The sequence below is a fragment of the Variovorax sp. P2_H12 genome, from assembly GCF_056403395.1.
In genome coordinates this window covers 41,671-66,321 of the sequence record NZ_JBFUFO010000018.1, presented here as the reverse complement: position 1 = coordinate 66,321, position 24,651 = coordinate 41,671, and the positions used below count along the sequence as shown (strand labels likewise).

At 63.2% G+C, this 24,651-nt stretch carries 23 protein-coding genes; 5 read left to right on the top strand and 18 right to left on the bottom strand.

Annotated elements, in window-relative coordinates:
- Nucleotides 1-5: 5 nt before the first annotated feature.
- The 14 genes from AC1DYK_RS14585 to rfbB form a co-directional block, all read right to left on the bottom strand.
- Entirely contained in the window at nucleotides 6-1,049 is a 1,044-nt protein-coding gene (locus AC1DYK_RS14585; protein ID WP_478166979.1) for an NAD-dependent epimerase/dehydratase family protein, read from the bottom strand.
- Nucleotides 1,042-2,373 carry a lipopolysaccharide biosynthesis protein RfbH gene (gene rfbH, locus AC1DYK_RS14580; RefSeq protein ID WP_478166978.1) on the bottom strand — a complete coding sequence of 444 codons (1,332 nt, stop codon included), beginning with the start codon at nucleotides 2,371-2,373 and terminating at the stop codon, nucleotides 1,042-1,044. Before rfbH ends, AC1DYK_RS14585 begins: the two co-directional genes overlap by 8 nt.
- Complete coding sequence (gene rfbG / locus AC1DYK_RS14575; RefSeq protein ID WP_478166977.1) at nucleotides 2,366-3,451, bottom strand: CDP-glucose 4,6-dehydratase; 1,086 nt, start codon at nucleotides 3,449-3,451, stop codon at nucleotides 2,366-2,368. The genes rfbH and rfbG overlap by 8 nt, the downstream gene beginning before the upstream one ends.
- The gene (gene rfbF, locus AC1DYK_RS14570; RefSeq protein ID WP_478166976.1) at nucleotides 3,448-4,221 is read right to left on the bottom strand and encodes a glucose-1-phosphate cytidylyltransferase; all 774 of its coding nucleotides are present in this window, start codon (nucleotides 4,219-4,221) and stop codon (nucleotides 3,448-3,450) included. The genes rfbG and rfbF overlap by 4 nt, the downstream gene beginning before the upstream one ends.
- The gene (locus tag AC1DYK_RS14565; RefSeq protein WP_478166975.1) at nucleotides 4,218-5,618 is read right to left on the bottom strand and encodes a hypothetical protein; all 1,401 of its coding nucleotides are present in this window, start codon (nucleotides 5,616-5,618) and stop codon (nucleotides 4,218-4,220) included. Before AC1DYK_RS14565 ends, rfbF begins: the two co-directional genes overlap by 4 nt.
- 65 nt (nucleotides 5,619-5,683) lie before the next feature.
- The gene (locus AC1DYK_RS14560) at nucleotides 5,684-6,649 is read right to left on the bottom strand and encodes a glycosyltransferase (RefSeq protein WP_478166974.1); all 966 of its coding nucleotides are present in this window, start codon (nucleotides 6,647-6,649) and stop codon (nucleotides 5,684-5,686) included.
- A 15-nt stretch (nucleotides 6,650-6,664) separates the two neighbouring features.
- A complete protein-coding gene (locus AC1DYK_RS14555) occupies nucleotides 6,665-7,765 on the bottom strand; it encodes a DegT/DnrJ/EryC1/StrS family aminotransferase (RefSeq protein ID WP_478166973.1) in 1,101 nt (366 codons plus the stop codon).
- Entirely contained in the window at nucleotides 7,762-8,220 is a 459-nt protein-coding gene (locus tag AC1DYK_RS14550; protein ID WP_478166972.1) for a sugar 3,4-ketoisomerase, read from the bottom strand. The genes AC1DYK_RS14555 and AC1DYK_RS14550 overlap by 4 nt, the downstream gene beginning before the upstream one ends.
- Nucleotides 8,220-10,481 (bottom strand): glycosyltransferase family 61 protein, encoded by a 2,262-nt coding sequence (locus AC1DYK_RS14545; RefSeq protein ID WP_478166971.1) that lies wholly within the window; start codon nucleotides 10,479-10,481, stop codon nucleotides 8,220-8,222. The genes AC1DYK_RS14550 and AC1DYK_RS14545 overlap by 1 nt, the downstream gene beginning before the upstream one ends.
- A 108-nt stretch (nucleotides 10,482-10,589) precedes the next feature.
- Nucleotides 10,590-11,312, bottom strand: a complete 723-nt coding sequence (locus AC1DYK_RS14540) for a DapH/DapD/GlmU-related protein (protein WP_478166970.1) — start codon at nucleotides 11,310-11,312, stop codon at nucleotides 10,590-10,592.
- Nucleotides 11,313-11,443: 131 nt separating this feature from the next.
- On the bottom strand, nucleotides 11,444-11,992 hold the full coding sequence (gene rfbC / locus AC1DYK_RS14535; protein ID WP_478166969.1) for a dTDP-4-dehydrorhamnose 3,5-epimerase: 549 nt from the start codon (nucleotides 11,990-11,992) through the stop codon (nucleotides 11,444-11,446).
- A complete protein-coding gene (rfbA, locus tag AC1DYK_RS14530; RefSeq protein ID WP_478166968.1) occupies nucleotides 11,989-12,876 on the bottom strand; it encodes a glucose-1-phosphate thymidylyltransferase RfbA in 888 nt (295 codons plus the stop codon). The genes rfbC and rfbA overlap by 4 nt, the downstream gene beginning before the upstream one ends.
- A 21-nt stretch (nucleotides 12,877-12,897) precedes the next feature.
- Nucleotides 12,898-13,788, bottom strand: a complete 891-nt coding sequence (gene rfbD, locus AC1DYK_RS14525; RefSeq protein ID WP_478166967.1) for a dTDP-4-dehydrorhamnose reductase — start codon at nucleotides 13,786-13,788, stop codon at nucleotides 12,898-12,900.
- Nucleotides 13,785-14,864: a dTDP-glucose 4,6-dehydratase gene (gene rfbB, locus AC1DYK_RS14520; protein WP_478166966.1), complete on the bottom strand. Its 1,080-nt coding sequence runs from the start codon at nucleotides 14,862-14,864 to the stop codon at nucleotides 13,785-13,787. Before rfbB ends, rfbD begins: the two co-directional genes overlap by 4 nt.
- 159 nt (nucleotides 14,865-15,023) lie before the next feature.
- Here rfbB and AC1DYK_RS14515 point away from each other — a divergent pair, with 159 nt between their 5' ends.
- From AC1DYK_RS14515 to AC1DYK_RS14500, 4 genes are all read left to right on the top strand, one after another.
- On the top strand, nucleotides 15,024-15,479 hold the full coding sequence (locus AC1DYK_RS14515; RefSeq protein ID WP_478090783.1) for a phasin family protein: 456 nt from the start codon (nucleotides 15,024-15,026) through the stop codon (nucleotides 15,477-15,479).
- 104 nt (nucleotides 15,480-15,583) lie between these two features.
- Complete coding sequence (locus tag AC1DYK_RS14510; protein WP_478166965.1) at nucleotides 15,584-16,258, top strand: TetR/AcrR family transcriptional regulator; 675 nt, start codon at nucleotides 15,584-15,586, stop codon at nucleotides 16,256-16,258.
- Between the two features lie 16 nt (nucleotides 16,259-16,274).
- A complete protein-coding gene (locus tag AC1DYK_RS14505; protein WP_478166964.1) occupies nucleotides 16,275-17,111 on the top strand; it encodes a hypothetical protein in 837 nt (278 codons plus the stop codon).
- Nucleotides 17,112-17,180: 69 nt separating this feature from the next.
- Entirely contained in the window at nucleotides 17,181-17,435 is a 255-nt protein-coding gene (locus AC1DYK_RS14500; RefSeq protein WP_478166963.1) for an acyl-CoA-binding protein, read from the top strand.
- Between the two features lie 134 nt (nucleotides 17,436-17,569).
- Here the strand turns inward: AC1DYK_RS14500 and AC1DYK_RS14495 are convergent, their stop codons facing one another.
- Together AC1DYK_RS14495 and AC1DYK_RS14490 are read right to left on the bottom strand one after the other, a co-directional pair.
- Nucleotides 17,570-18,673 (bottom strand): aminopeptidase, encoded by a 1,104-nt coding sequence (locus AC1DYK_RS14495; protein WP_478166962.1) that lies wholly within the window; start codon nucleotides 18,671-18,673, stop codon nucleotides 17,570-17,572.
- Nucleotides 18,670-20,730, bottom strand: coding sequence for a molybdopterin-containing oxidoreductase family protein (locus AC1DYK_RS14490; RefSeq protein WP_478166961.1), 2,061 nt, complete (start codon nucleotides 20,728-20,730; stop codon nucleotides 18,670-18,672). Before AC1DYK_RS14490 ends, AC1DYK_RS14495 begins: the two co-directional genes overlap by 4 nt.
- Nucleotides 20,731-20,803: 73 nt before the next feature.
- Between AC1DYK_RS14490 and AC1DYK_RS14485 the strand changes: the two genes are divergently transcribed.
- Nucleotides 20,804-21,928, top strand: a complete 1,125-nt coding sequence (locus AC1DYK_RS14485; protein WP_478166960.1) for an ABC transporter substrate-binding protein — start codon at nucleotides 20,804-20,806, stop codon at nucleotides 21,926-21,928.
- A gap of 332 nt (nucleotides 21,929-22,260) precedes the next feature.
- On the opposite strand, the gene AC1DYK_RS14480 is transcribed toward AC1DYK_RS14485, so the two are convergent.
- Nucleotides 22,261-23,373, bottom strand: coding sequence for a M14 family metallopeptidase (locus AC1DYK_RS14480; protein WP_478166959.1), 1,113 nt, complete (start codon nucleotides 23,371-23,373; stop codon nucleotides 22,261-22,263).
- Entirely contained in the window at nucleotides 23,370-24,584 is a 1,215-nt protein-coding gene (locus AC1DYK_RS14475) for a M20 aminoacylase family protein (protein WP_478166958.1), read from the bottom strand. The genes AC1DYK_RS14480 and AC1DYK_RS14475 overlap by 4 nt, the downstream gene beginning before the upstream one ends.
- Between the last annotated feature and the right edge of the window lie 67 nt (nucleotides 24,585-24,651).

The following is a 24,651-nucleotide window of genomic DNA, read 5'->3' as shown; positions in this document are numbered from 1 at the left end:
CGGTGTCAATTGACAGAATTCCGAGCGCCTGCCCGCCAGGAGAGGGTTCGCCGGATGGCCTCATCGAGGCCCACGGCGTTGAAGAGCCCAAGCTCGTTAGCGGCCCTGCGAATGTCCGGCACATAGCGTTGACCGGCAAGGCCCTCGACGGCTCGACCAGCCATCCGCACCGACTCGGACAAGCCTGCGATTCGCGTCACCTCATCGGCCAGCTGGGCAATCGTGACCTCCGAGTCGCCGCCGATGTTGTAGATACGACCGGGCGCCCCGAGTACCAGCGAACTGAGCAACCAGCGCGCCATGTCCCCGGCATATTGATAGGCGCGAATGGCATCGCCGGAGCCTTCGACGACGATGCCTCTTCCGTTTGCAACCTGTTCCACGAACTCGGCCGCGGCGGCTCCGCTGTCGCCCGAGAGGTAGGGGCCGATGAAAGCGAAACAACGGGCCACCACGACCTCGAACGGCCAGTCGAGCCCCACTACCCCTTCTGCAAGGCGCTTGGCGCAGGTGTAGTGGTTCGCAGTCGCCGCGCCGCTCCAGGATAGATCCTCCGACAGGGTCGCTGCAGCAGAGTGAGCGCCGTACACCGCGCCTGAGCTGATGTGCAGGAGGCGGCGGACGCCACGGGCAGCGGCGAACTCGCAGACACGCTGCGCACCGGCCTGTGCCAGACGCGGCAAGTCGCCAAGGCCCGCCCGCGCCGAAGCCACTGGCAGTGCGGCATGGATCGCGGTCGTAAAGGTCGTCTGCGGAAACTCGAAGCTGGCGACGTCCCCTTTCAGCAATTGGAGTGCCGGCGCCTTCGCGAGGTGTGCGCTGTCTCTTGCGAACCGGTCGGGCTCCCGCGTCAAGACAGTGAGCGCGAGGCCGAGCTCCAGTTCGCGATCGGCGTGCAGCAAGCATTCCAGCAACCACTTGCCGACGAAGCCGGTTCCGCCTGTAATGAACAGGGACTGCGCCCGAAGCCCGTCCCAGACCGAGGGCGCAGTCAAGCGCAGGATCTCGTCCAGGTCCGAAATCGATACGGGCCGACCTTGATCAGTCAAACCGCAATCCGAGGTAGGTTTCGATGCTCTCGACCATGTGGTCGAGCATCGGTTCGGTCAACCCTGGGTAGACGCCGACCCAGAACGTGTCGTTCATGATTCGCTCCGTGTTGACGAGCTCTCCAACCACCCGATAGTTGCGCCCGATCATGTAGGGCTGACGCAAGAGGTTGCCGGCGAACAGCAGTCGAGTCCCGACTTTCTGCTGGTCCAGATAGGTAAGCAGGTCAACCCGCCGCGTATTGGCTGCCTCCCGAAGAGTGACGGGAAAGCCGAACCAGGATGGCTCCGAACCCGGCGTGGCTTCGGGCAGCTCGAGGAACTCCTCGCAGCTTCGCAGCCGATCCTTCAGATAGGCGAAGTTCTTCTTGCGTGCCTCGACGAAGCCGTCCAGCCGATCGAGCTGCGCCAGCGCGCACGCCGCCTGCATGTCCGTGATCTTGAGGTTGTAGCCCAGGTGCGAATACGTGTACTTGTGGTCGTAGCCCTCCGGAAGATCACCCAACTTCCAGCAGAAACGCTTGCCGCAGGTGTTGTCCTTGCCGGGTGGGCAGTAGCAGTCTCGACCCCAGTCCCGGATCGACTCGGCGATGAGTCGGAGTTCGTCATTGTTGGTGAACACCGCGCCGCCCTCGCCCATCGTGATGTGGTGGGCCGGATAGAAGCTCAGGGTGCCGATGTCGCCGAAGGTACCGACCAACTTGCCGTTGTAGCGCGAACCCAAGGCATCGCAGCAGTCTTCCACCAGCCAGAGCCCGTGCTTCTCGCAAGCAGCCTTGACGACGTCGAGGTTGTACGGATTGCCCAGTGTATGAGCCAGCATGATCGCCTTGGTGCGGGGGCCGATGGCGGCCTCGAGCTGGCTGGCGTCAATGTTGTAGGTCGGGATATCGACATCGACGAACACCGGTACTGCGCCGCACTGAAGGATCGGATTCACGGTGGTGGGAAATCCCGCGGCCACGCCGATCACCTCATCGCCCGGTCGGATGGCGCGATCCCCGAGCTTTGGCGAAGTCAAAGTCGAGAAAGCGACCAGGTTGGCCGAGGAACCTGAGTTAACGGTCATCAGATGCTTGACGCCCAGGTAGGCCGCGAGACGGCTCTCGAACAGGGTGTTGAAGCGTCCGGTGGTCAGCCAGGCATCGAGCGAGGCATCGACCATCAGTTGCATCTCCGGCGTTCCCACCACCTTGCCTGATGGAGGAACGAGGGTTTCGCCAGGCACAAAGGCCGGCGTCTTGCCGGCCAGCTCGCCGTATTCGGCCACGAGCGCAAAGATCTTCTTGCGCAGTTCGTTTTTCTGGAAAGAGACTTCAGCCATGATTCGAGGTGCTTTCGTATTGCTCGATCTGCTCGAGCGTGTATGCAGTCATGTCGCGCCGATCGAGCCAGGCGCGCTGCCAATCGACGATGGCCGCAAGGCTGCGGCGCAGGTTCCAGCAGGGATGCCAGCCAAGGGTCTGTCGGGCCTTGGAACAATCGAGTTTGAGCCAAGAGGCTTCGTGAGGGTGCTCCGCCTCGGCGTCAGTGCGCCACTGGGCAGTGCCACCCCAAAGGCCTACCAGTTGGTCGGCAATCCAGGATACCGGACGAGCGTCCGCTTCATCGGGTCCGAAATTCCAGGGCTGCGCCCAGTTCGGGCCATCGACGAACAACCGCTCTGCCAGCATCATGTAGCCGCGCAAGGGTTCCAGTACGTGTTGCCAGGGTCGGATTGCGTGCGGATTGCGGATATCTGCCGTTTGACCATGCTCGAACGCGCGCAGGAGATCCGGGACCAGCCTGTCGCCGGACCAGTCGCCGCCGCCGATGACGTTGCCCGCCCGAGCTGTCGCCAACGCCACGCCGTGCTCACTATGGCGAGCCGGATTGAAGAATGAAGAACGGAACGAGGCCGCTACGAGTTCCGCACAGCCTTTGCTGTTACTGTACGGATCGTAGCCACCCATTGGTTCGTTCTCGCGGTACCCCCACGGCCACTCTCGGTTCTCGTAGCATTTGTCGCTCGTGACGACGACGACCGAGCGCACCGTCTCGCAGGCACGGACGGCCTCCAGCAAATGGACCGTGCCCATCACATTGGTGGAGTAGGTTTCCACCGGATCGACATAGGAACGACGCACTAGGGGCTGAGCCGCGAGATGAAATACGACGTCCGGCTTGCAGGCCTTGACTGCAGCACGCAGACGATCGAGATCGCGGATGTCGGCGATGATCGACCGCGTTGCCGGCTGGAACCGCGCCATCGCATGGAGACTCGGCTGCGTTGAAGGCTCGAGTGCATATCCGGTGACCAACGCCCCCTGCTTCTCCAGCCATAGCGCGAGCCAGCTGCCCTTGAAACCGGTGTGCCCTGTCAGGAAGGCCCGCTTGCCGGACCAGAATTGCGGCCCTGTCATTCCCAGACCTTCCAGGGCGCTTGAGCGCTACCCCATAGCTCCTCGAGATGGGTCTTGTCACGCAAGGTGTCCATCGGTTGCCAGAAGCCGGGGTGCTTGAAGGCGGCCAACTGCCCTTCGGACGCCAGCCGCTCGAGCGGCTCGCGCTCCCACACCGTCGCGTCGTCGTCGATGTAGTCCAGCACGGCCGGAGACAAAACGAAGAAACCGCCATTGATCATGGCGCCATCACCTTTCGGCTTTTCCTTGAAGCTGCGAACCTTGTCGCCCTGGAAATCGAGCGCGCCAAATCGCCCGGGAGGCAGAGTGGCGGTGAGCGTGGCCTTGACGTTCTGGGCACGATGAAACGCGATCAGTGCCGTGATGTCCAGGTCGCTGACTCCGTCGCCGTAGGTAAAACAGAAATCCTGCTCATGCCGCACGTAAGGCGCGACACGTTTGAGGCGGCCCCCGGTCATCGTGTCTTCGCCTGTATCGATGAGCGTGATTCGCCACGGTTCGGCCTTGCGCTGATGAACCTCCATCTCGTTGCGCGTCATGTCAAAGGTGACGTCAGACATGTGAAGGAAGTAATTCGCAAAGTACTCCTTGATGACATAGCCCTTGTAGCCACAGCAGATGACGAAGTCATTGACGCCGTGAGCGGCGTAGATTTTCATGATGTGCCAGAGGATCGGCTTGCCACCGATCTCGATCATCGGCTTGGGCTTGAGGCCGGTTTCTTCGGAAATCCGGGTTCCGAGGCCGCCGGCAAGAATGACTGCTTTCATGACAATCCTCCCTCGCGCGCAACAGTCTTTTGCGGATTGACAGAGTCGCGTTGCTCACGTAGCAAGGCGCAGCCTAGCAGAAGAGCAGAATAAAGAGAGAATATCTTCATTAGAAAAAAATACCTCATCTCGAATTGGACAAGCGTAAAGATAACAAAGAAACAAGAATAAAAGGAAAGACTTATCCAGGCCATTGGAATGAAAACTTTCCGCCGCCGGGTGAGCCACAGGAGCGGCACGGTAGCAATCATACAGGCAAGGATAAATAAATTTGAAACCACATCCCATGGCACCTTTACTGTATTTGGGTCTGGAAATCCTTCCATCGAGGAAAACCAGAACACCGGGAGAATTCGGACCTTATAGAGAAACCAGGAAGCAGCATGCTTTGCGAAAGCCTTATAGAACAGCCGCGCATCAGGGCTGTCGCAATACGAAGGCTCGAAGCTGCACGCAAGATGTCCACCTCCGTCTACAACGAATCGCCCCCCAGCCTCGAGCAGCTTGGGAACAGGCGTTAATGAATTGCGAATTACAAGTTCCTGGGTCTGAACCCAGCCGAAACGCTTGATGTCGAGGTAGTTGTGAATGCGCCAAGGCACCATCAGCGCATTTGCCACGAGCATTGAAGCGGCAATGCCAAGCACTGTAAATTTCAACTGAACCGCATCCCTCGCCGCCGTCCCGGCCCGCGATCGCCGACGGGAAAGCCAGATTCCCACAATGAGGATCGAAAAAATACTCATTGCAGAAACGATAAGCTCATACTGCGACCGGAAGTACGCGGATGCCGCCATGAAAGCGCCCGAGCCGACCACGCCCCACACTGAGCGCTTCGAAAGCGCCTGAACCAGCAGAAATACCGCCGTCAAGAAGAACATTACTGAGAAGCCTTCTCCCAATATCAATCCAACTGGCTGTAGCAGGAACAACCGGGTGACGGGGAACAAGAAAGGGAGCAGTGGAAGCAGGACTGACCACCTCGACGGCACATATAGCGCGAGACATCGCTGACCAGCGGTGAGCATGCATGCCCCTGCGAGAGCACTCAGCGCCATCAGGATCCCAACAAAAGGAGCGGATTCGCCGAACAGATTCAGTACGACCGCTTCGAGCACCACGAATCCAGGCGGCCAGAGGTGCAGTATCCACATCGAACCGGGCGTTACCCAGCCGTGTCGATGAATCTCCAAAGCCGCCGTGGCGAAGGAGTGCGGATCGTTCATTGTTCGGAAAGCGATGCCTTCAATCGGTGCCGAAAGCGGGGGCTGGCCCGCAAGATCCCGCACCAGCGCGATGAGGAGCAGGCAGACAAAATAGGAGCAGAAAAGCCAGACGATCGGAAGCGACTCGTCGCGCGCCCCTCGCTGGCTCGAGTCAATTCGTTCGCATTGCATTATTGAAACCGATTCATCGGTGCAGATTCTTCCATTCCTTACGCCATCGGAAACAGGAAGGTAGGTCAGTTGGCGCGAGCAGTGTCCCACGCAGCATTGCGCACAAACTGTACGAGATTGAGACCAAACTTCCGGGCTGTGGCCATGAACTCTTCGTCGCTGAACAGCGTCGTCGCGTACTCGAGTCCCATCATCCGTATTTCGCTCCGCGGATGAGCGAGAAGCAGCAGACTCTTGTCAAAAGGACTCAATGGCTTGCTCCGATCCTCGACAGGCGCGAACAGAGGGCCAAAAGCATCCCGCAAGAGAGTCGGATGGCCACCCTCCAACACTGACCTGAGGACTGGCATCATCTCTGCCGACGATGCGAAGTTGCCTCTACGAGACGACAGATTTTCAGCGTGTCGGCGATATCGAACCACGCGGGGTTCGAACTGCGCCAAGCGCAAGCCCATCGCCAGCGCACGCAGCCAGTATTCGTAGTCCTGAAGTTGGATCAACCCGGGATGAAAAGCTCCAATCTTTTCCACGACTTCTCTGCGCATGAAGGCGCTGGAAGCACACAGAAAATTTCCTTCCATTGCCAGAGTACGAAGCAAGGAGTCTTCCGGCATCGTGCGATAGAACACCGGAAAGGCGTCGTCCTCGAGAGGCGTGCTGGAATCGTCGATTAGCACTGGCTTGGAAAAGATGATGTCGTGGGCCGTTTTCTCGATCAAGTCAAGCTGGATGGAGATGCGGTCCTCCACGCACACATCGTCGCCGCCCAGTAGCGCGATGAAGTCTCCGCGCGCGCTGGCAAGACCTCTGTTCACCGCCAACGAGGGGCCAGAATTCGGCTGCCTGATCAAGGCAATGCGATCGCCGAACTCCCGCTCCAGAAGCTCCGAACTTCCGTCCGTAGAGCCGTCATCAATTACGATGACTTGGAGGTTCGGATAGGTTTGGCGCACCGCACTGCCCACCGTCTCAACCACGAAGCGGACCTGATTGAAGATCGGAATAACGACTGAAACCAAGGGGGAACGCATGGGGAAATACGCCTTCTACGAGAAGAAAGCTCGGATTTCATCGATGACGCGGTCGACCTGATCAGTCTTCATTTGCGGCCAGATGGGAAGCGAAAGCGTCTGCTCCGCCGCCGCACATGCGAGCGGCAGATCGGAAGACGAATAACCGAGTTCGCGATAAGCGCCTTGCGCGTGCGGAGGGATCGGATAGTGCACAAGCGTCTGGATGCCACGCGCCTGCAGGTGCGAAGAGAGCTCGGCGCGTCGCGCCGACGCAACGACATAGAGATGGAAGACGTGCGAACGCCCAGCAGGGACGTGCGGAACGCGCAGGTCACCAACCCCCTCGAGACCTGCGGAGTATCTGGACGCGAGCGCCTGGCGCTGGCGGTTCCAATCGTCCAACCGGCTCAGCTTGACTCGCAGGAACGCCGCCTGGAGTTCGTCCAGCCTGGAGTTCACACCCGCGACCTCGTGCACATACTTCTGGGTGGAGCCGTAGTTTCGAAGCATCCGCACCTTGTCCGCCAAGACTTCGTCGCTAGTCACGACCGCGCCACCGTCGCCCATGCCGCCGAGGTTCTTCGTCGGATAAAAACTGAAAGCCGCCGCATGCCCGAGCGCGCCGGTGCGCAGCGCGCCTTGAGACGCGCCATGCGCTTGCGCCGCATCCTCCAAAACGAATAGGCCCAGGTCCTGGGCCAGCGCATTGATCTCTTCCATCGCCGCCGGCAGACCATACAGGTGGACCGGAACGATGGCCTTGGTCTTGCCGCTCACCTTGCTCTTGATGATTCGCGCATCGAGGTTGTAGGTAACCGGGTCGATTTCCACCGGAATAGGCGTTGCCCCAACCATCGAGACGCCGAGCCAGGTGGCGATAAAGGTCTGGGAAGGGACCAGCACTTCGTCGCCAGGACCGATCCCCTTTGCGCGCAAGGTCAGCGCCAGCGCGTCAAGTCCGTTGCCGACTCCGATGCAGTACTTCGCGCCGCAATAAGCCGCAAACTCTTCTTCAAATGCGGTTGTTTCCGGCCCCATGATCAAGTGGCCGCTTTGGACCACGCGTTGGTAGGCCGCCTGCAACTCTGCAGCGAGTGCGGAATGTCCGGCGTGGATGTCAAAGAATGGAATCATTTTTGTCCTCTTGTCCCAGCGATTGATACGAATTCTTCATAGTCCCTGATGTAGTCCGCCTCCTCATACCTCATGGAAGCAAGGACCAGGCAAACGGCTCCAGAAGAGAAATTTTCCAGTTCGCGCCATACCAGCGATTTCATCAAAAGCCCTTTGAAGGGTCGATTGCATGTCACGGTGCATCGCTCTTCTCCATTGTCCAAAATGACGTCGAAGCTTCCCGAAACCGCAATAATTAGCTGCTGCAAATCGTGATGCGCATGCCCTCCTCGCTCTTCGCCAGCGGGAACGTCATACAGATAATAGACTCGCTGGATATCGAACGGAACATGGCGCATTCCTTCAATGAACGTTAAATTCCCGCGCGGGTCAGTCAGCCTCGTCAGATCAACAAACTCGACCGCGTCACTGAGTGCTGGCGGGATGCCGGAATTTTTATTTTTCACGCCATTCATCAAATATTCCCCCTCACCTTCAAGAGTTCCACGAGGGCATCCACATCGATGCTGTAGTCGTCGTGCAAGCTATAGCAGTCATTGCGGGAATATGCCCTTGGCCCTTGCATAAAGCTAACTTTCGCGTTCGATACGCGCCCCAGCAATTCCCACAGGTAGAGTTGGTGACTCGGATGATCGGAGGCAAGGACGACCAGTTCGGTCGCGGGTGGGCACCAGACGATATTGGAGATCTGAGCCCCGGTGGGGCCCACGATCATCTCCGCCTCTTGAAATATCGCAATCTGCTCTTCGAGGCTGAGTTCGTCCGAGCGGACTACTTCGAACCCGACGGCTACCAGACGCTCTTCAATTTCAATCTGATTGAGGAGTTTGCGAGCGGCTCCGGCACGACTTGCAAAAATTCGCCGCCGGCGTCCTGTAGGCGCGACGATTCCCGTCCGGCAATGACTTATTCCACGTCGGATTCTCTGGACATCCAAGCAGGACTGCCGTGCCACGCCGCCTCCTTCGTAGGCGTCCACGATGGTCGTCAGATCGGAGGGGTAATACATTTCCTCGACGCGGTACATCGTTCCGCGCTCGATCTTGAGGACTGGACGCCCGCCAAAATTGGCACGCTCGAAAAGCACGGCTATGTTCGGATGAAGATCATCAGCGCAGAGCAATGGCACCTCTGGCGGTATGCCCGCCTCCTCGGCGAGCATCATCCGAGGAATCGATTCCGCTATGAAGTGAAAATAGTTGTTCTCATACTCATGCATGACGTTGATGCCACGCTCGATCCACGCCCCTTGTCGCAATCCAAAGTGAAGCTGCAGACCTTTGCCCTTGGGCAAGCGGCGAGCGCCGTGGTACTTAATGGACGAGCCCGGTTGATCATGAAAATGGGCGTCTTCGTCGTGCGCAATGGCTCCTAACGGGCTGACCAGATAACGTGTGCCCGCAAGCGCAAACATGTGCTCGCAGCGAAGCACTTGGGCGGGCCCGGGATACTGAAGGTCATCGACCACGCCTTCGCGTAAGTGCTCTGCGCCGAAATAGACCGACTGAACCCCGAGGCGCCCGCCATTCGTGCGCGCCATCTGGGCCAGCGAGTGAAGCGCAAGGGTCATGGAGCAGCGCACGGGCTCGACACTAGGAGCCAACCCCGACAGAAACGCCATCAGTTCCTGCGCTTCCTCGAAATGTCGCGGCCTCTTCGGCATTCGCCCCTCTTTCGTACCATGCTCGAGATAGTGCGCCAACGCGCTAATTCCAGCGGCCGCGACATCTGGGTAATTCTCTACATACCAGCGGGGATCGAACCTGAGGCTCGGCGGATCTCCCTGAGGCTCCCCTACCTGCAGATAGTGAAGCAATGGGTTCTCGCCGGATTCAGCGAGTCCGGGATGCTGTTCGACGTACCAAGCAGTATCGAACAACGGATTGGGATCATGTTCGAGATACCCCTCCGCCATGTAATGCTCAAGAGGCGTGCCTTGGGGTTTGATCCCATGCAGCCCTGCCAAGTACCAGTCGGGGTCGAAAACAGTGCCGACGTTCGGTAGCGGGCGCCGTGGCAGATAACCCTCGTTGCGGCCGTACCGGATGTAATGTCCCAGAAGACTCAATCCTGCCGCAGGGACTTGCGGATAGTTCTCGGCGTACCACTTCGGGTCGAAGTCCGGGCCAGGAGCACAACCGGCAGGCTCGCCGACCTCCAAATAATGTATCAAAGGCTGGAGGTGTTCGCTTTCTATTTCCCCATGACGCTGCATGTACCAGGCGGTGTCAAACAGGTTATTCGGGTTGCGATCTAAGTGGCCACCCGCGTAGAGGTAATGGTTCAACGGATCGCCTGCGGGGTGCTCTACCCCAAATTGCGCCACATAGTAGTCGGCGTCGAAAACCGCCGATAGATGCGGGTGCAAAGGCTTTGGCCGTCGTCCTTCGTGTAGCCCAAACCTCAGAAAATGCGCCAGTAGCCGGCCGTCGCCGCGTTTCACATCCGGATATTGAGTGGAATACCAGGTCGGGTCAAAATCGCGGCTCGGCGTGCTTCCCAAACGTTCCCCAACTTCAATGTAATGCAGCAGTGGATTTCTTCGCTCCGCCTGCAACGCGGGATGTTGTGCGAAATACCATTCTCGATCAAACATCGGGTTGGGATCCCCATCCATGAATCCCTCGGCGTTGAGATAATGATTCAGAGCATCCCCGCCCCCGATTTCCACGCCGGGCCGCAGCGTCCTGAGATACCACTGTGCGTCGAATAGCATGGCAAGCATAGCCTGTCTGCTACGCAGTGCGCTGCGCAGCCGATTGAAGATTCGCCTTTTAACCTGCATCATTTAACCCACACTGCCTAGCGCTCTGGAGTGCTCCCATCAATTGTCCTGAATCTGGCGCACGAAACGTGCGGGTACGCCCGCGACCAGCGTTCTTGCCGTGACGTTCTTCGTAACGACCGAGCCGGCGGCAACTGTCGCACCTTGCCCGACGACAACCGATGGCAAAAGAGTCGCCCCGACCCCAATCACCGAGTCGTCCTCGAGGGTCGGGCCATTGATGTGATCGGCAAACCCGGCCCGGATGAGATTGTCATTTGCCGTGCCAACCAGAACGCTCACGAAAACGCGATCACCGATGCGGCAATTTCCAGTGATGTGCGTGTTGTCCATGATTTTGGTGTCATTGCCGATCGTAGTGTTGTAATTGACCGTAACATATCGACTCAAAATGCATTTCGAACCTATTTTGCATTTTTCACGCACGGAAGCGCCGTCGCCCAAAAGCGTACTCTCTCCGATCTCAACGTCATAGAAAACTACGGCATTGGGTCCGATCGAACATCCATTTCCGATGACGACGTTCTTTTCGAAGACTGGTTTGCGCGCCAGCGCGCCCGCACCCTTGGGTTCCTTGCCTAGAAAGGCTCCGGGAAATATTTCCACGTTTTCGCCGATGCTAACGCCGTCCGCCACGACGACATGCGGGTGAATGACAGAGCCAGAACCAATTTTGACTTTGCCTATCACGGAGTACGGCCCTATGCTGACGTTGGAAGAGATCTCAGCATCTGGCGAAATCAAAGCTGTAGGGTGAATCATTGCTATTCCTGCTAAAAAGATAAGGCCATCAGGCTAGACGCAACGGCGCACCGCACCGTCGAAATCGCCGGTGCGGCGGGAGTCAGGGCGGGTGTACCCGATCACCGGAGAATTCGGTGTGGGACTAGCGCTCAAGAAAAAGTTTCGGCCCGATCGAAATCGTCGCCGGCAGCGTCCTTGGCGGACAACTTCGGAGCATCGGCGCTGCGAGGCCAGTCGATTCCTAATCTCGCGTCATCCCATGCAATGCATCGCTCATACGCCGGCGCGTAGTAGTCGGTGGTCTTGTACAGAAACTCCGTGCCCTCGCTGAGAACCAGGAAGCCGTGGGCGAAACCAGCCGGGACCCAGAGTTGCTTATGGTTGGTTTCGGAAAGTTCCAGTCCCACCCATTGGCCAAAAGTCGGCGAGGAGCGACGGATGTCCACCGCGACGTCATAGACGCTGCCGCGCACGACGCGGACGAGTTTCCCCTGCGGTTGCTGGATCTGGTAGTGAAGGCCCCGCAGCACGCCCTTTGCCGAGCGCGAGTGGTTGTCCTGGACAAATTCGACGTGGCTACCTACTGCGTCATCGAAAGCCTTTTGATTGAAGCTCTCGTAAAAGAAGCCACGCGCGTCGCCAAAGACTTTGGGCTCGATCACCAGAACATCCGGGATCGCGGTGGGTATTACATTCACGAGCGAACCTCCTCGGCAAGGAGATGGCTGAGATACTTGCCATAGCCGTTTTTTTGCAACGGAACGGCCAGCCTGGCCAGTTGCTCACGATCGATGAAGCCATGGCGCCACGCGATCTCCTCGGGGCACGCGATCTTGAGCCCCTGCCGATGCTCGAGAGTTGCGATGAATTGCCCCGCCTCCAGCAAGCTCTCGTGCGTACCGGTATCCAGCCACGCGTATCCGCGCTGCATGATCTGGACGTTGAGTTGGCCCAGGTACAGATAGGCTTGATTGACCGCAGTGATTTCGAGTTCGCCCCGCGCGCTCGGCTTCACCGCCTTGGCAATGTCGACGACCTGGTTGTCATAGAAGTAGAGCCCCGTCACCGCATAGCTGCTCTTGGGCTTGACGGGCTTTTCCTCAATGCTGCTGGCTCTTCCATTGGCGTCGAAGTCCACGACGCCGTAGCGCTCCGGATCAAGGACGTGGTAGGCAAATACCGTGGCGCCGGAAGTCTTGGTATCGGCTGCGGCAAGCAGATGCACGAAGTCGTGGCCATAGAAGATGTTGTCGCCAAGCACCAGCGCACTCGGCGCATCGCCGATGAACTTTTCCCCGATGATGAACGCCTGCGCCAGCCCGTCCGGGCTCGGCTGCACCGCGTACTGCAGGTTGATGCCCCATTGGCTGCCATCCCCCAGCAATTGCTGGAAGCGCGGCGTGTCCTGCGGCGTGCTGATGATCAGGATGTCGCGCATGCCTCCGAGCATCAGCGTGCTCAGCGGGTAGTAGATCATCGGCTTGTCGTACACCGGCAGCAGTTGCTTGCTCATGGCCAGCGTGGCCGGGTGCAGCCGCGTGCCGGAGCCGCCGGCGAGGATGATGCCTTTGCGTTGGGTCATTCTTTTGAGAAAGTCGAGGGGTTAGAGGGTTTCGGCCAGCATGCGCGCAACGCCAAGCTGCCAGTGCGGCAGTTTGAGGCCGAAGGTGTGCTGCAGCTTGTCGGTATTCAGCCGGGAATTGTGTGGGCGCGTGGCGGGCGTGGGGAAGGCGCTGGTCGCAACCGCATCGACGGCGTCGGCCGAAGCCTTGAGTTCGACCCCGGCGGCCTGCGCCTGCGCCAGCACGAAGCGTGCATAGCCATGCCAGGTCGTTTCGCCCCCGGCCACCAGGTGGTACAGCCCGACCTTGCCCGGATCGCCCAGCGTGGCCCGGATGGCATGGGCCGTGACATCGGCCAGCAGCTCCGCCCCGGTCGGCGCGCCGAACTGGTCGTCGATCACCGTGAGCCGATCGCGCTCCTTCGCCAGCCGCAGCATGGTCTTGGCGAAATTGCCGCCGCGCGCCGCATAGACCCAGCTGGTGCGGAAGATCAGGTGGCGCGCGCAGTTCTTCGCGACCAGTTGCTCGCCCTCGAGCTTGGTGCTGCCGTAGACGCTGAGCGGTCCGGTGTCATCGTCCTCTTTCCAGGGCTTGCTGCCGCCGCCATGGAAGACATAGTCGGTCGAGTAGTGAACCATCAACGCCCCGACCTGCTGCGCCGCCTGCGCCACCACGCCCGGCGCCGTCGCGTTGAGCTTGCGCGCCAGCTCGGGCTCGCTTTCGGCCTTGTCGACGGCCGTGTGCGCCGCAGCATTGACGATCACGTCGGGTCGAACCGACAGCACGGTCTCGGCCAGCTGTTCCGGCCGACTGAAGTCGGCATGCAGATCGGTGCTGTCACGGTCGAGCGCCACCAGGTCGCCCAGCGGCGCCAGGCTGCGCTGCAGCTCCCAGCCCACCTGCCCGCTCTTGCCGAGCAGCAGGAGCTTCATGCCGCCGCCTTCGCGGGCGCAGCGTCGTACTGCTTCTGCACCCATTCACGGTAAGCGCCGCTCTGGACGTTGCCCACCCACTCGCCGTTGGCCAGATACCACTCGACCGTCTTGCGGATGCCGGTATCGAAAGTCTCGGCCGGCTTCCAGCCCAGTTCGCGTTCGAGCTTGCGCGCATCGATGGCGTAGCGGCGGTCGTGCCCGGGGCGGTCGGTCACGTAGGTGATCTGCTCGCGATAGCTCTTGCCATCGGCACGCGGACGCAGTTCATCCAGCAGCGCGCAGACCGTGTTGACGATCTCGATGTTGGGTTTCTCGTTCCAGCCGCCGACGTTGTAGGTTTCGCCGAGCCGGCCGGCCTCCAGCACGCGGCGGATCGCGCTGCAATGGTCCTTGACATAGAGCCAGTCGCGCACCTGCATCCCGTCGCCGTACACCGGCAGCGCTTTGCCGGCGAGCGCGTTGACGATCATCAGCGGGATGAGCTTTTCGGGGAAATGGAAGGGCCCGTAGTTGTTCGAACAGTTGGTCGTGAGAACGGGCAGGCCGTAGGTGTGGTGCCAGGCGCGCACCAGATGGTCGCTGGCCGCCTTGCTGGCCGAGTAGGGGCTGTTGGGCTCGTACTTGTTCTCTTCAGTGAAGGCCGGATCGGTGGCCGAGAGCGAGCCGTAGACCTCGTCGGTCGAGACGTGAAGGAAGCGGAAAGCCGATTTCTGCTCCGCAGGCAGGGTGCCCCAGTAGCCCCGGACCGACTCGAGCAGCCGGAAGCTGCCGAGCACGTTGGTCTGGACGAAGTCTTCCGGGCCATGGATCGAACGGTCGACATGCGACTCGGCGGCGAAGTTGACGACGGCCCGAGGCTTGTGCTCGGCCAGCAACCGGTCGACCAGGGCGCTGTCGCCGATATCGCCCTGAACGAAGACGTGCCTGGCATTGCCCTTGAGGGACGCCAGCGTCTCGAGGTTGCCGGCGTAGGTCAGCTTGTCCAGATTGACGACCGCCTCGTTGCCTTGCGCAATCCAGTCGAGAACGAAATTGGCGCCGATGAAGCCGGCGCCCCCGGTTACCAGGATCATGGGGGTCCCTCGTTATTGTCAGATGTACGAATGTCGCCTACTGGCGCGCGAACCGGGGATTATCCCATCTGTGAAAGTTTCCCTTCGAAGCTAGAACTTAGCCTCTACAACCGTCCCGGCACCGCGGCTAGAGTCGCGAGACCACACCAAGGATCACCCATGCCGACCCCAGACGACGAAAAGCCCACCGACCGCATCAAGGACTCCGCCCAGCAGATCTGGCTGGCCGGGCTCGGCGCCTTCGCCAAGATGCAGCAGGAAGGCAGCAAGGCCTTCGAAGCGCTCGTGAAGGACGGCGCGGGCGTGCAGAAGAAGACCCAGCAGGCCGCGGAAGAGACGCTGGCACAGGCCCAGGCGCGGATGGCCGGGTTCGCGAGCGAGTTCGGAACCAAGGCCGCGGGCAGTTGGGGCAAGCTCGAGAACATCTTCGAGGACCGGGTCGCACGGGCCCTCGAGAAGCTCGGCGTGCCGTCGGCGCAGGAAGTCGAGGCGCTGCGGACCCGGGTGGAGGCGCTCGAGGCGCAGCTGAAACGTCAGGGCGGCGCTGGCGCCACGGCACGCGCAGCCATTCCCCGCAAACCCTCCCAACGACACAAGCCCGGCGACGCCAGCTGACCCCGAGCTGATTCCCTGGAAGGCACCCAGCAGGTGCCGCCCCCCTCCCCGCGCCCCTTGGACTTGCGCTAGAGTGTTCCAACGAGACAAACCGGGGCTACGACATGGCCAAGAAAGCGCCACGCCGAACTGCGCAACGCATCCTCGAAGCCGCACTTGACCTGTTCAACCGGTTCGGGGAGCCGAACGTCTCGACCACCCTGGTGGCCGGCGAACTCAACATCAGCCCCGGCAATCTCTACTACCACTACCCCGCCAAGGACGAGCTGATCAACCGGCTCTACGAAGGCTACGAGACCGAGTTGCTGGAACTCCTGCACGCGAGCGAAGGCGTGCACGACGTGGAGGACGCCTGGTTCTTCATGCACAGCCTGTTCGAGCTGATCTGGCGCTACCGCTTCCTCTACCGGGACCTGAACGATCTTCTCAGCAAGAACCGGCATCTCGAAACCCAGTTCCAGCTGGTGCTCAAGCACAAGGTGCGCGCCATTCGCGTCCTGCTCGCCGGCCTGGGCCGCGCCGGGCACCTGGACATCGATGCGCGCGAGGTCGACACGCTGGCGCAGAGCATGGTGGTGGTGCTGACCTACTGGCTCAGCTACGAATACGTTCGCAACCCGCGCGAGGCGCTGGAGCCGGCCCATGCTCAGGGCGCCCTGCTGCGCGGCGCGCATCACACGCTGCACCTGCTCGCGCCCTACCTGGCGGCGGAACAACGGCGGCATCTGCTGACACTCAGCAGCGCCTATGCCGGCGAAGATCAACCTGCGACGGTCTGACTTCTCATTTTTTCGAATGAACCCACCGCACCTCGAACCGCTCTCGCTGCTGTCGCCCGCGGACCCCGACGCGGCCGGACCGTGGGCCTGGACCCGGCTGCCTTACCCCGATGCGCCCCGTTTCAGTGCCGCCGACCTGCACTTGCACTGGCCCCGGCTGCATGCGGGCCAGGGCGTCTCGCCGCCCGAGCAAGGCCCGCTGGCGGACGGCTGGGCGGCCTACCACAGCGGCGAGTTCGAGCGCGCCGCCGCCCTCGGCCTGGCGCACGGCCACGAGGGCCTGGCGCTCGCCAACCAGGCGACAGCCATCTACGCCAACTACCTCGAGCCCCGCGAATCCATGCGGCTGGCGTTGTTCAAGCAGGTCGCCGAGCGCGCCACCGCGCAAATCGCCTCCGATCCCGACAACTGCCAGGCGCTCTATTGGCAGGCTTATGCGCTGGGACGCTACAGCCAGGGCATCAGCGTCGCACGGGCGCTGGCGCAGGGCCTGGGGACCAAGGTCAAGGGCGCGCTGGAGCACGTGATCGAGCTGCGGCCGCAGCATGCCGACGCCCATGTGGCATTGGCCGCCTTCCATGCCGAGGTGATCGACAAGGTCGGCTCGCTGGTCGGGCGCATGACCTACGGCGTGCGCGCCGACACCGCGATCGCGCTGTTCGAGCGCGGGCTCCAGCTCAACCCCCATTCGGCCAGCGCGCTGATGGAATACGCCCGCGGCCTGCTGATGCTGCATGGCGACTCGCGCATGGGCGACGCAACCCGGCTCTACGAGAAGGCGGCCCGACTCGAACCGGCCGACGCACGCGAGAAGCTCGACGTCGAACTGGCGCGCGCGGGGTTGATCGACTGAACCTCCGGGTTTCTAAACGGCGCCGTCACTTAAGATCGCGCTTCGTTCCCTTTCCAAGCCCCCGTCTTCATGTCCGACCTGAACACCCTGTTCGAAACCGCCCAAGCCAACTCCAAGCTGCTCGCAGAGCGCCCGGACAATCCCACCCTGCTGAAGATCTACGGCCTCTTCAAGCAGGCCACGACAGGCGACAACAGCGAGAAGAAGCCCAGCTTCAGCGACATCGTGGCGCGTGCCAAGTGGGATGCCTGGACCGCGCGCAAGGGCCTCAGCCCCGACGAGGCGAAGCAACAGTACATCGACCTGATCGAATCACTGAGATAGGCTCGCCCCCAGGTCGGGCTCACTTCGTGTAGCCCTCCCACCCCCTACCGGGGGCAACACCTGCGGCCCGGCAAAGCCGGTTCCGCAGTGTTTCACCAACGGGCCTGGCTGCGCCGGCCGACGGCGGCTTGCGCTCAACGAAGGATCGCTACGGGTTGCGCGGGCGCGCTGATCGCCTGTCGGCGCTCGGCCTGGGGTAGCTCGGCCAGCCGCCTGGCGGCCGCATAGAAGCGCGGCCAGTCCTCGCCTTCGCGCTCGAACAGCGCCTCGAATCCGGGCACCAGCTCGTCGTAGGCGGCCTGGGCGCCGAAGGTCGCGTTGTTGGCCCGCGCCACCCAGCCGTCGTAGGCGCCCCGGCGCGGGCCGCTCCAGCCGGCACGCAACACCGCGTAACGCTGGCGGAAATCCTCCATCACGGACTTTTTCATGGCGTCGACCGCCGGCCAGTCCTGCGCCTTGGCTTCCCGGGAGGCATAGACCGTTTCCAGGGCACGCCGCGTTTCGGCCGTCAGCGCCCGGAACTGCTGGCGCCGGGCGTCGAACTGCGCGTACTCCAGGCGCGCGGCTTCGGTGGCCTGGGTCTTGAGCCAGCGCGCGCCGCCGATACGCTCCACCGCGGTGGCGAAGGATTCGTTGAACATGGTGTCGTCGGGCACGTACAGCACCTGGTGCGCGAGTTCGTGGAACACCAGGCGCGCCAGTTCGCCTTCTGGATAGCCGATGAAGGTCGACAGGAGCGGGTCGCCGCCGGCCCAGTTCATCCAGCCGAGGGTCGAGTACGCCGGCACCGGGTAGACCGCGGTTTCCAGGCCTCGCGCCTCCTGGGCAGCGGCCTCGACCTTCGCGGCCGCCTCGTCGTAGTAGCCGCGATAGCCGACGCAGCCGGCGACCGGGAAGCACCAGGTCTTGAGCGTCAGCGAATGCGGCGGCGCGGCCACCACGTTCCAGAGCGCGGCGTTGCGGTGCAGGTCGGCATAGGACTTGTAGCTGGCGTTGTCGGGCAGGCCGAGCTCGGCCACCCCGAATTGGCGGATGCGCTGCGTGAGCGCCAGCTTGGTCTTGAGCGCCTCGGAGGTGGCCGGGTCTTCGAGCCACTGCGGCACCGGACGGGCGGCCCGCATGAGCCCCAGGTGGCCGCTGGCCGATTGCCAGTAGTAGCCGAAGTCGGCACAACCCGCCAGCAGCGCCGCAGCGGCGAGCACCGCCAGCGCCGCCGCGCCGCGCCGGCCGGGCCTCATGGCGCGACCGCTTCGGCGACGGCCTCGACCTCGACCAGGCAGTCGTAGAAGGTGGGCCCGCGCCCGATGTCGGTCAGCCGCTGGCTGGTGAGCTGGTTGACGTTGGTGCCGTCCAACCCGAGCTTGCGCCACCAGATGCCCAGGCCGTGCACCACGCCCGGGCGGGCGCGGCGCGAGACCTCGGCGCGGCAGCGGTGCTCGCCGCGCTGGTTGAAGACGCGCACCGTGGCGCCGTCGGAGATGCCGCGCGCCGCCGCGTCGGCTTCATGGATCTCGAGCAGGGGCTCGCCCTCGATCGCGCGCAGGCTGCGCACGTTGACGAAGCTCGAGTTGAGGAAGTTGCGCGCGGGCGGCGAGATCATCGCGAGCGGGAACGCCTTCGAGCTGCCTGCCGGCTCGTAGTTGGGCACATGGTCGGGCAGTCCATCCTGGCCCGTCGCCGCCAGCCGCTCGCTGAAGAATTCGCAGCGCCCCGATGGCGTTGGAAAATTGCCTTCGGCGTAGGGCGCATCGGCCAGCTTGAGGCTCGTGAAGCCCTGCGCCTGCAACTGCCCGAAATCGACCACGTCGGCGGCGAAGGCGCTGCGGCAGATCGCCTCGTCGTCGTCCGAGAAGCAAGGTTCGTCGAAGCCCATGCGGCGGGCCAGCTCGCGGAACACCCAGGCATTGCTTCGGGCCTGGCCGCGCGGCGCGATCGCCGGCCGGTTCAGCAGCACGTCGGTGTGGCCATAGCTGGTGTGGATGTCCCAGTGCTCGAGCTGCGTGGTGGCCGGCAGCACGTAGTCGGCGTAGTCGGCGGTGTCGGTCTGGAACTGCTCCAGCACCACGGTGAAGAGATCCTCGCGGGCAAAGCCCGCCACCACCTTGCCCGAGTCGGGTGCGACCGCGACCGGGTTGCTGTTGTAGACGATCAGGGCCTCGATCGGATTCGCGGTGTCGGCGAGCGCGTCGCCGATCGTGCTCATGTTGACGGTGCGCGGCCGCCGGCCGGCCAGCAGGTCGGGCCGCTGCAAGGCCGCCCGGTTCACCGGGTACAGGCCCGAGCTGCTCAGCAGCAGGCCGCCTGCCCGGTCGCGCCAGGCACCGACCAGTGCCGGCAGGCAGGCCACGGCGCGTGCCGCGTTGCCGCCGCCGCGCACGCGCTGCATGCCGTAGTTGAGGCGGATGGCGGCCGGTTGGGTGGTGCCGTAGGCGCGCGCCAGCGCGACGATTTGCGCCTCGGGCACCCCGCAGACCGCGGCCGCCCGGGCCGGTGGCCATTGCAGCGCGCGCTCGCGCAGCCGGTCCCAGCCCACGGTGTGGCGCTCGATGTAGTCGGGGTCGAGCCAGTCGTTCACGATCAGCTCGTGCATCAGGGCCAGCGCCAGCGCCGCGTCGGTGCCGGGCAGCAGCGCCACGTGCTCGTCGCACTTGTCGGCGGTCTCGGTCTTGCGCGGGTCGATGCACACCAGCCGCGCGCCGGCGCGCCTGGCGGCCTGGGCATGGCGCCAGAAGTGCAGGTTGCTCGCGATCGAATTGCTGCCCCAGATCAGGATCAGCTTCGCTTCGGCGAAGAACTCGACCCGCATGCCCACCTTGCCGCCCAACGTAAAGCTTAAGGCTTCACCCCCCGCGGTCGAGCAGATCGTGCGGTCCAGCAGGGACGCGCCGAGCTTGTGGAAAAAACGACGGTCCATCGATTCGCCCTGCACCAGACCCATGGTTCCGGCATAGCTGTAGGGCACAATCGTTTCGGGATTGTTACTTTTGAGCACCTGGAGACGGGCGGCGATGTCGTCGAGCGCCGCGTCCCAGCTCACCGGCTCGAAGCGGCCGCTGCCTTTCGGGCCCGACCGCTTCAGAGGTTGCACGAGGCGGTCGGCATGGTCGTTGCGTTCGATGTAGCGCGAGACCTTGGTGCAGAGCACGCCGGCGGTGTGTCGATGCTCGGGATTGCCTTGCAGCTTGATGGCCACGCCGTCCTGCACGGTGGTGACGAGGGCGCAGGTGTCGGGGCAGTCGTGCGGGCAGGCGCCGAGCACCTGGGTCACGGGATTTGCAGGAGTGTGGAAAGTCATGATTCGACCGGGGCGAGGACCATCGGGCGAGTCTAGTTTGTACGCCGCGAACGCGGGCGAAGGGGTTTTCAGGATGATCCATCGCAGGCACTTTTCGATCGCCACCGGCGCCGCGGCGCTCGGCGGCTTCCGGTTCGCGCGAGCGCAGAGCGACAGCCCGATCGTGCTGGGCCAGTCGGCGCCTTTCAGCGGACCGGCGGCGCAGCTCGGCATCCAGTTCTACGAGGGCGCCAAGCTCTTCCTCGACCAGTACAACGCGCAGCCGGGCCACCGCGAGGTGCAGATCAGGTTCCTGGACGACGGCTACGAGCCCGATCGCTGCGCCGCCAACACGAAGAAGCTGATCGACGACGAGGCCTTCGCGCTGTTCGGCTACATCGGCACGCCGACCAGCCTGGCGGCGCTGCCGCTGGCGGTGAACGCGAAGATCCCGTTCGTTGCCCCCTTCACCGGCGCCATGGCGCTGCGCGAGCCGTTCCAGCGCAACGTGTTCCACCTGCGCGCCTCGTACAACGACGAGACCGCGCTGATCGTCAGGCAGCTCACCCACCTGGGGCTGAAGAAGATCGCGGTCTTCTACCAGAACGACGCCTACGGCAAGGCGGGCCTCGACGGCGTGACGCTGGCGCTGGCGCAGCTGGACCTGAAGCCGGCCGCGCTGGCCACGGTCGAGCGCAACTCGGTCGACGTCGCCGCCGCGGCCAGGACCATCGCTGCCGCGAAGCCGGATGCAGTGGTCCAGGTCAGTGCCTACAAGTCCTGCGCCGCCTTCATCCGCGAGGCGCGCAGGGCGGGCTATGGCGGGACCTTCTTCAACGTCTCCTTCGTCGGCACGCAGGCGCTGGCCGACGAGCTCGGCAAGGATGGGGCCGGCGTGGTCGTGACGCAGGTCGTCCCTTCGCCCTACAACGCGGCCAACGGCATCACGCGCGAATTCAACGAGGCGCTGCGCAAGGGCGGCAGCGCCACCAAGGCCAATTTCTCCAGCCTGGAGGGCTATCTGGCGGCCAAGGTGCTGGTCGAAGGCCTGCGCCGGGCACCGGGCAAGGCCACGCGCGAGGGGCTGATCGCCGGTCTCGAGAGCATCGACCGGCAGCAGTTCGGCGGCTTCGAGGTCTCTTTCTCGCCACGCAACCACGTGGCGTCGAGGTTCGTCGAGCTGTCGATGATCACCGGCGACGGCCGAATAAGGACTTGAGCTCGCCCCCAGGTCGGGCTCACTTCGTGTAGCCCTCCCACCCCCAACCGGGGGCAACACCAGCGGCCCGGCGAAGCCGGTTCCGCGGTGACACTGTTGCTCGCCCCCAGGTCGGGCTCACTTCGTGTAGCCCTCCCACCCCCTACCGGGGGCAACACCAGCGGCCCGGCAGAGCCGGTTCCGCGGTGTTTCACCAACGGGCCTGGCTGCGCCGGCCGAGTGAAGAGGCGCAGTGGCCGTTCTACGGCTGCGCGCAGCGCGCCTGTTCGTGGGCAGCCGCGGAACCGGCTTCGCCGGGCCGCTGGCTGCGCCCCCGGTGAGGGGGTGGGCGGCTACACGAAGTGAGCCAACCTGGGGGAGAGCCCATCAATCGCTTGGAACATGGCCTGGCGGGCCTGGCTGATGATCTGGCCGCGCCAGGCATCGGTGTCGGTGTAGAAGGCCTCCAGCATCTTCGAGCGGATCGACGCCGCCAGATCGGCCGGGGTTTGCGGATGCTTGTGCAGCCAATGGTCGGCCCGGAGCGCACCCACCACCTCCATCACGGACACGGTGCCGTATTCGAGCGCAATGCCGGTGTACTCGGCCTGCGGGCATTCCTCGTAGACCGAGCCCCACATCAGCCCCGTCAGGAAGGCCGAGGTCGACGAGCCGTCGTAGATCGAGGTCACGGGTGCGGCCGGCGTGCCCCACCACGCGTTGGCGCGCGCATAGGCGGCCTTGTCGTCCCGGCAGGAAAAGATGCGTTCGCCGAGGCCGTTGGGCCCCAGCCCCGTGTGAAGGTCGATCCAGGCCAGCTGGCGCGCCGCCTGCACCTGGGTGCGCAACACCTCGCGCAGGGTGTTGTTGCTCCAGGTCGGGGCCTTGCCGCCGAAGAACAGGCCATCCTCGAACTGGTACTGGCCGCGGGTCACGGCCGCCTGGTAGGCGGTCGCGCCGTTCTTTTCGATCCAGGCCGTGATCGCGGCCTCGTTGGCGGCGGAGGGCGGCCACTGTTCGGGCAGCAGCAGCGCATGCAGTTCGGCGTACGCCTCGTTCACCGGCAGCGGTTGAGCGAAATCGAAGAAGTTGCGGTTCAGGTCGCAGCCCTCGTTCGTCACGCGGCGGCCATGCGAGAAACCATGCGGATTGAGCGCATGCACGTACAGCACGGCCACACCCTGCGCCTTCGCCTTCTCGCGCCATTCGGCATCGTGCAGCGCGAACACCTGCACACCGCTGCCGCAGTGGCCCTCGACCCCGTGGCAGGCGCTGGTCAGGATCAGCAGACGCTCGGCCTGCGGATCGCCGTCGAGCGCCACGTCCATCGCGAGCTCTTCGCCATCGCGTCCCTTCAAGGGGTGGACGTGGGAGCGCACCGCGAGCCCGGCTTCGGCACAACCCTGGAGGAATTTCTGCCGCGCCTGGGCATAGCGCGGCGAGAAAGCCTCACCGACGCCGATCATGCCGCGCCCCCTTTGGAGAGCCGGGGTCCGTTCAGGAACTGCTCGGCGAGCTGCACCCAGCAGGTGGCACCCAGCGGGATCAGGTCGTCGTTGAAGTCATAGCTCGCGTTGTGCAGCAGGCACGGGCCGCCGCCGTGCTGCATGGCGCGGTGGCTGCCGTCGCCGTTGCCGATGAAGGCATAGGCGCCCGGCTTGGCCAGCAGCATGAAGGCGAAGTCCTCGGCCGTCATGGCGGCCTCCTGCACCAGCACGTTCTCCTCGCCGACGATGCCGGCCATCACGCGGCGCGCGAAATTGGCCTCGGCGGCCGAATTGATGGTCGGCGGGTAGTTGCGGTGGAAGTGGAAGTCGCACTGCGCCTCGTGGGCCGCGCAGATATGCTCGGCGACGGTCTTCATGCGGGCCTCGATCAGGTCGAGCACCTCCAGCGAGAAGGTGCGCACCGTGCCCTTGAGCTCGCAGGTGTCGGGAATCACGTTGCTGGCCTCGCCGCCGTGGATCATCGTGACCGAGATCACGCCGGCATCGGTCGGCTTCTTGTTGCGCGTGAGGATGCTCTGGAAGGCCTGCACCATCTCGCACGCCACCAGCACCGGATCGATGCCCGTGTGCGGCAGCGCGGCGTGGCCGCCCTTGCCGCGGACCGTGACCACGAACTCGTTGCTCGAGGCCATGGCCGGACCCGGACTGACCGCGAACTGGCCGGCCTTCATGCCGGGCCAGTTGTGCATGCCGAACACCGCTTCCATCGGGAATTGCTCGAACAATCCTTCCTTGACCATCTCGCGCGCGCCGCCGCCGCCCTCCTCGGCCGGCTGGAAGATCAGGTAGACGGTGCCGTCGAAGTTGCGTTGCTTCGCCAGGTGCTGCGCCGCCGCCAGCAGCATCGCGGTGTGGCCGTCGTGGCCGCAGGCGTGCATCTTGCCGTGGTGCTTGCTCGCGTGCGCGAAGGTGTTCAGTTCGGTGACGGGCAGCGCGTCCATGTCGGCGCGCAGGCCGATGGCGCGCTCGCTGGTGCCGTTCTTGACGATGCCCACCACGCCGGTGGTGCCGAGCCCGCGGTGGATCGGGATGCCCCACTCGGTCAGCTTGGCCGCCACCACGTCGGCGGTGCGGACTTCTTCGAAGCAGAGTTCGGGATGGGCATGGAGGTCGCGCCGGACCGCGGCGATGCCGGCCGCCTGGGTGACGAGGGAATCGATGAGCTTCATGGGCAGGAGTCTAGACTTTGCGGCAGGACGCCGCAAAGAACGTGCCTCGTGGCCCGACCGCGCGACT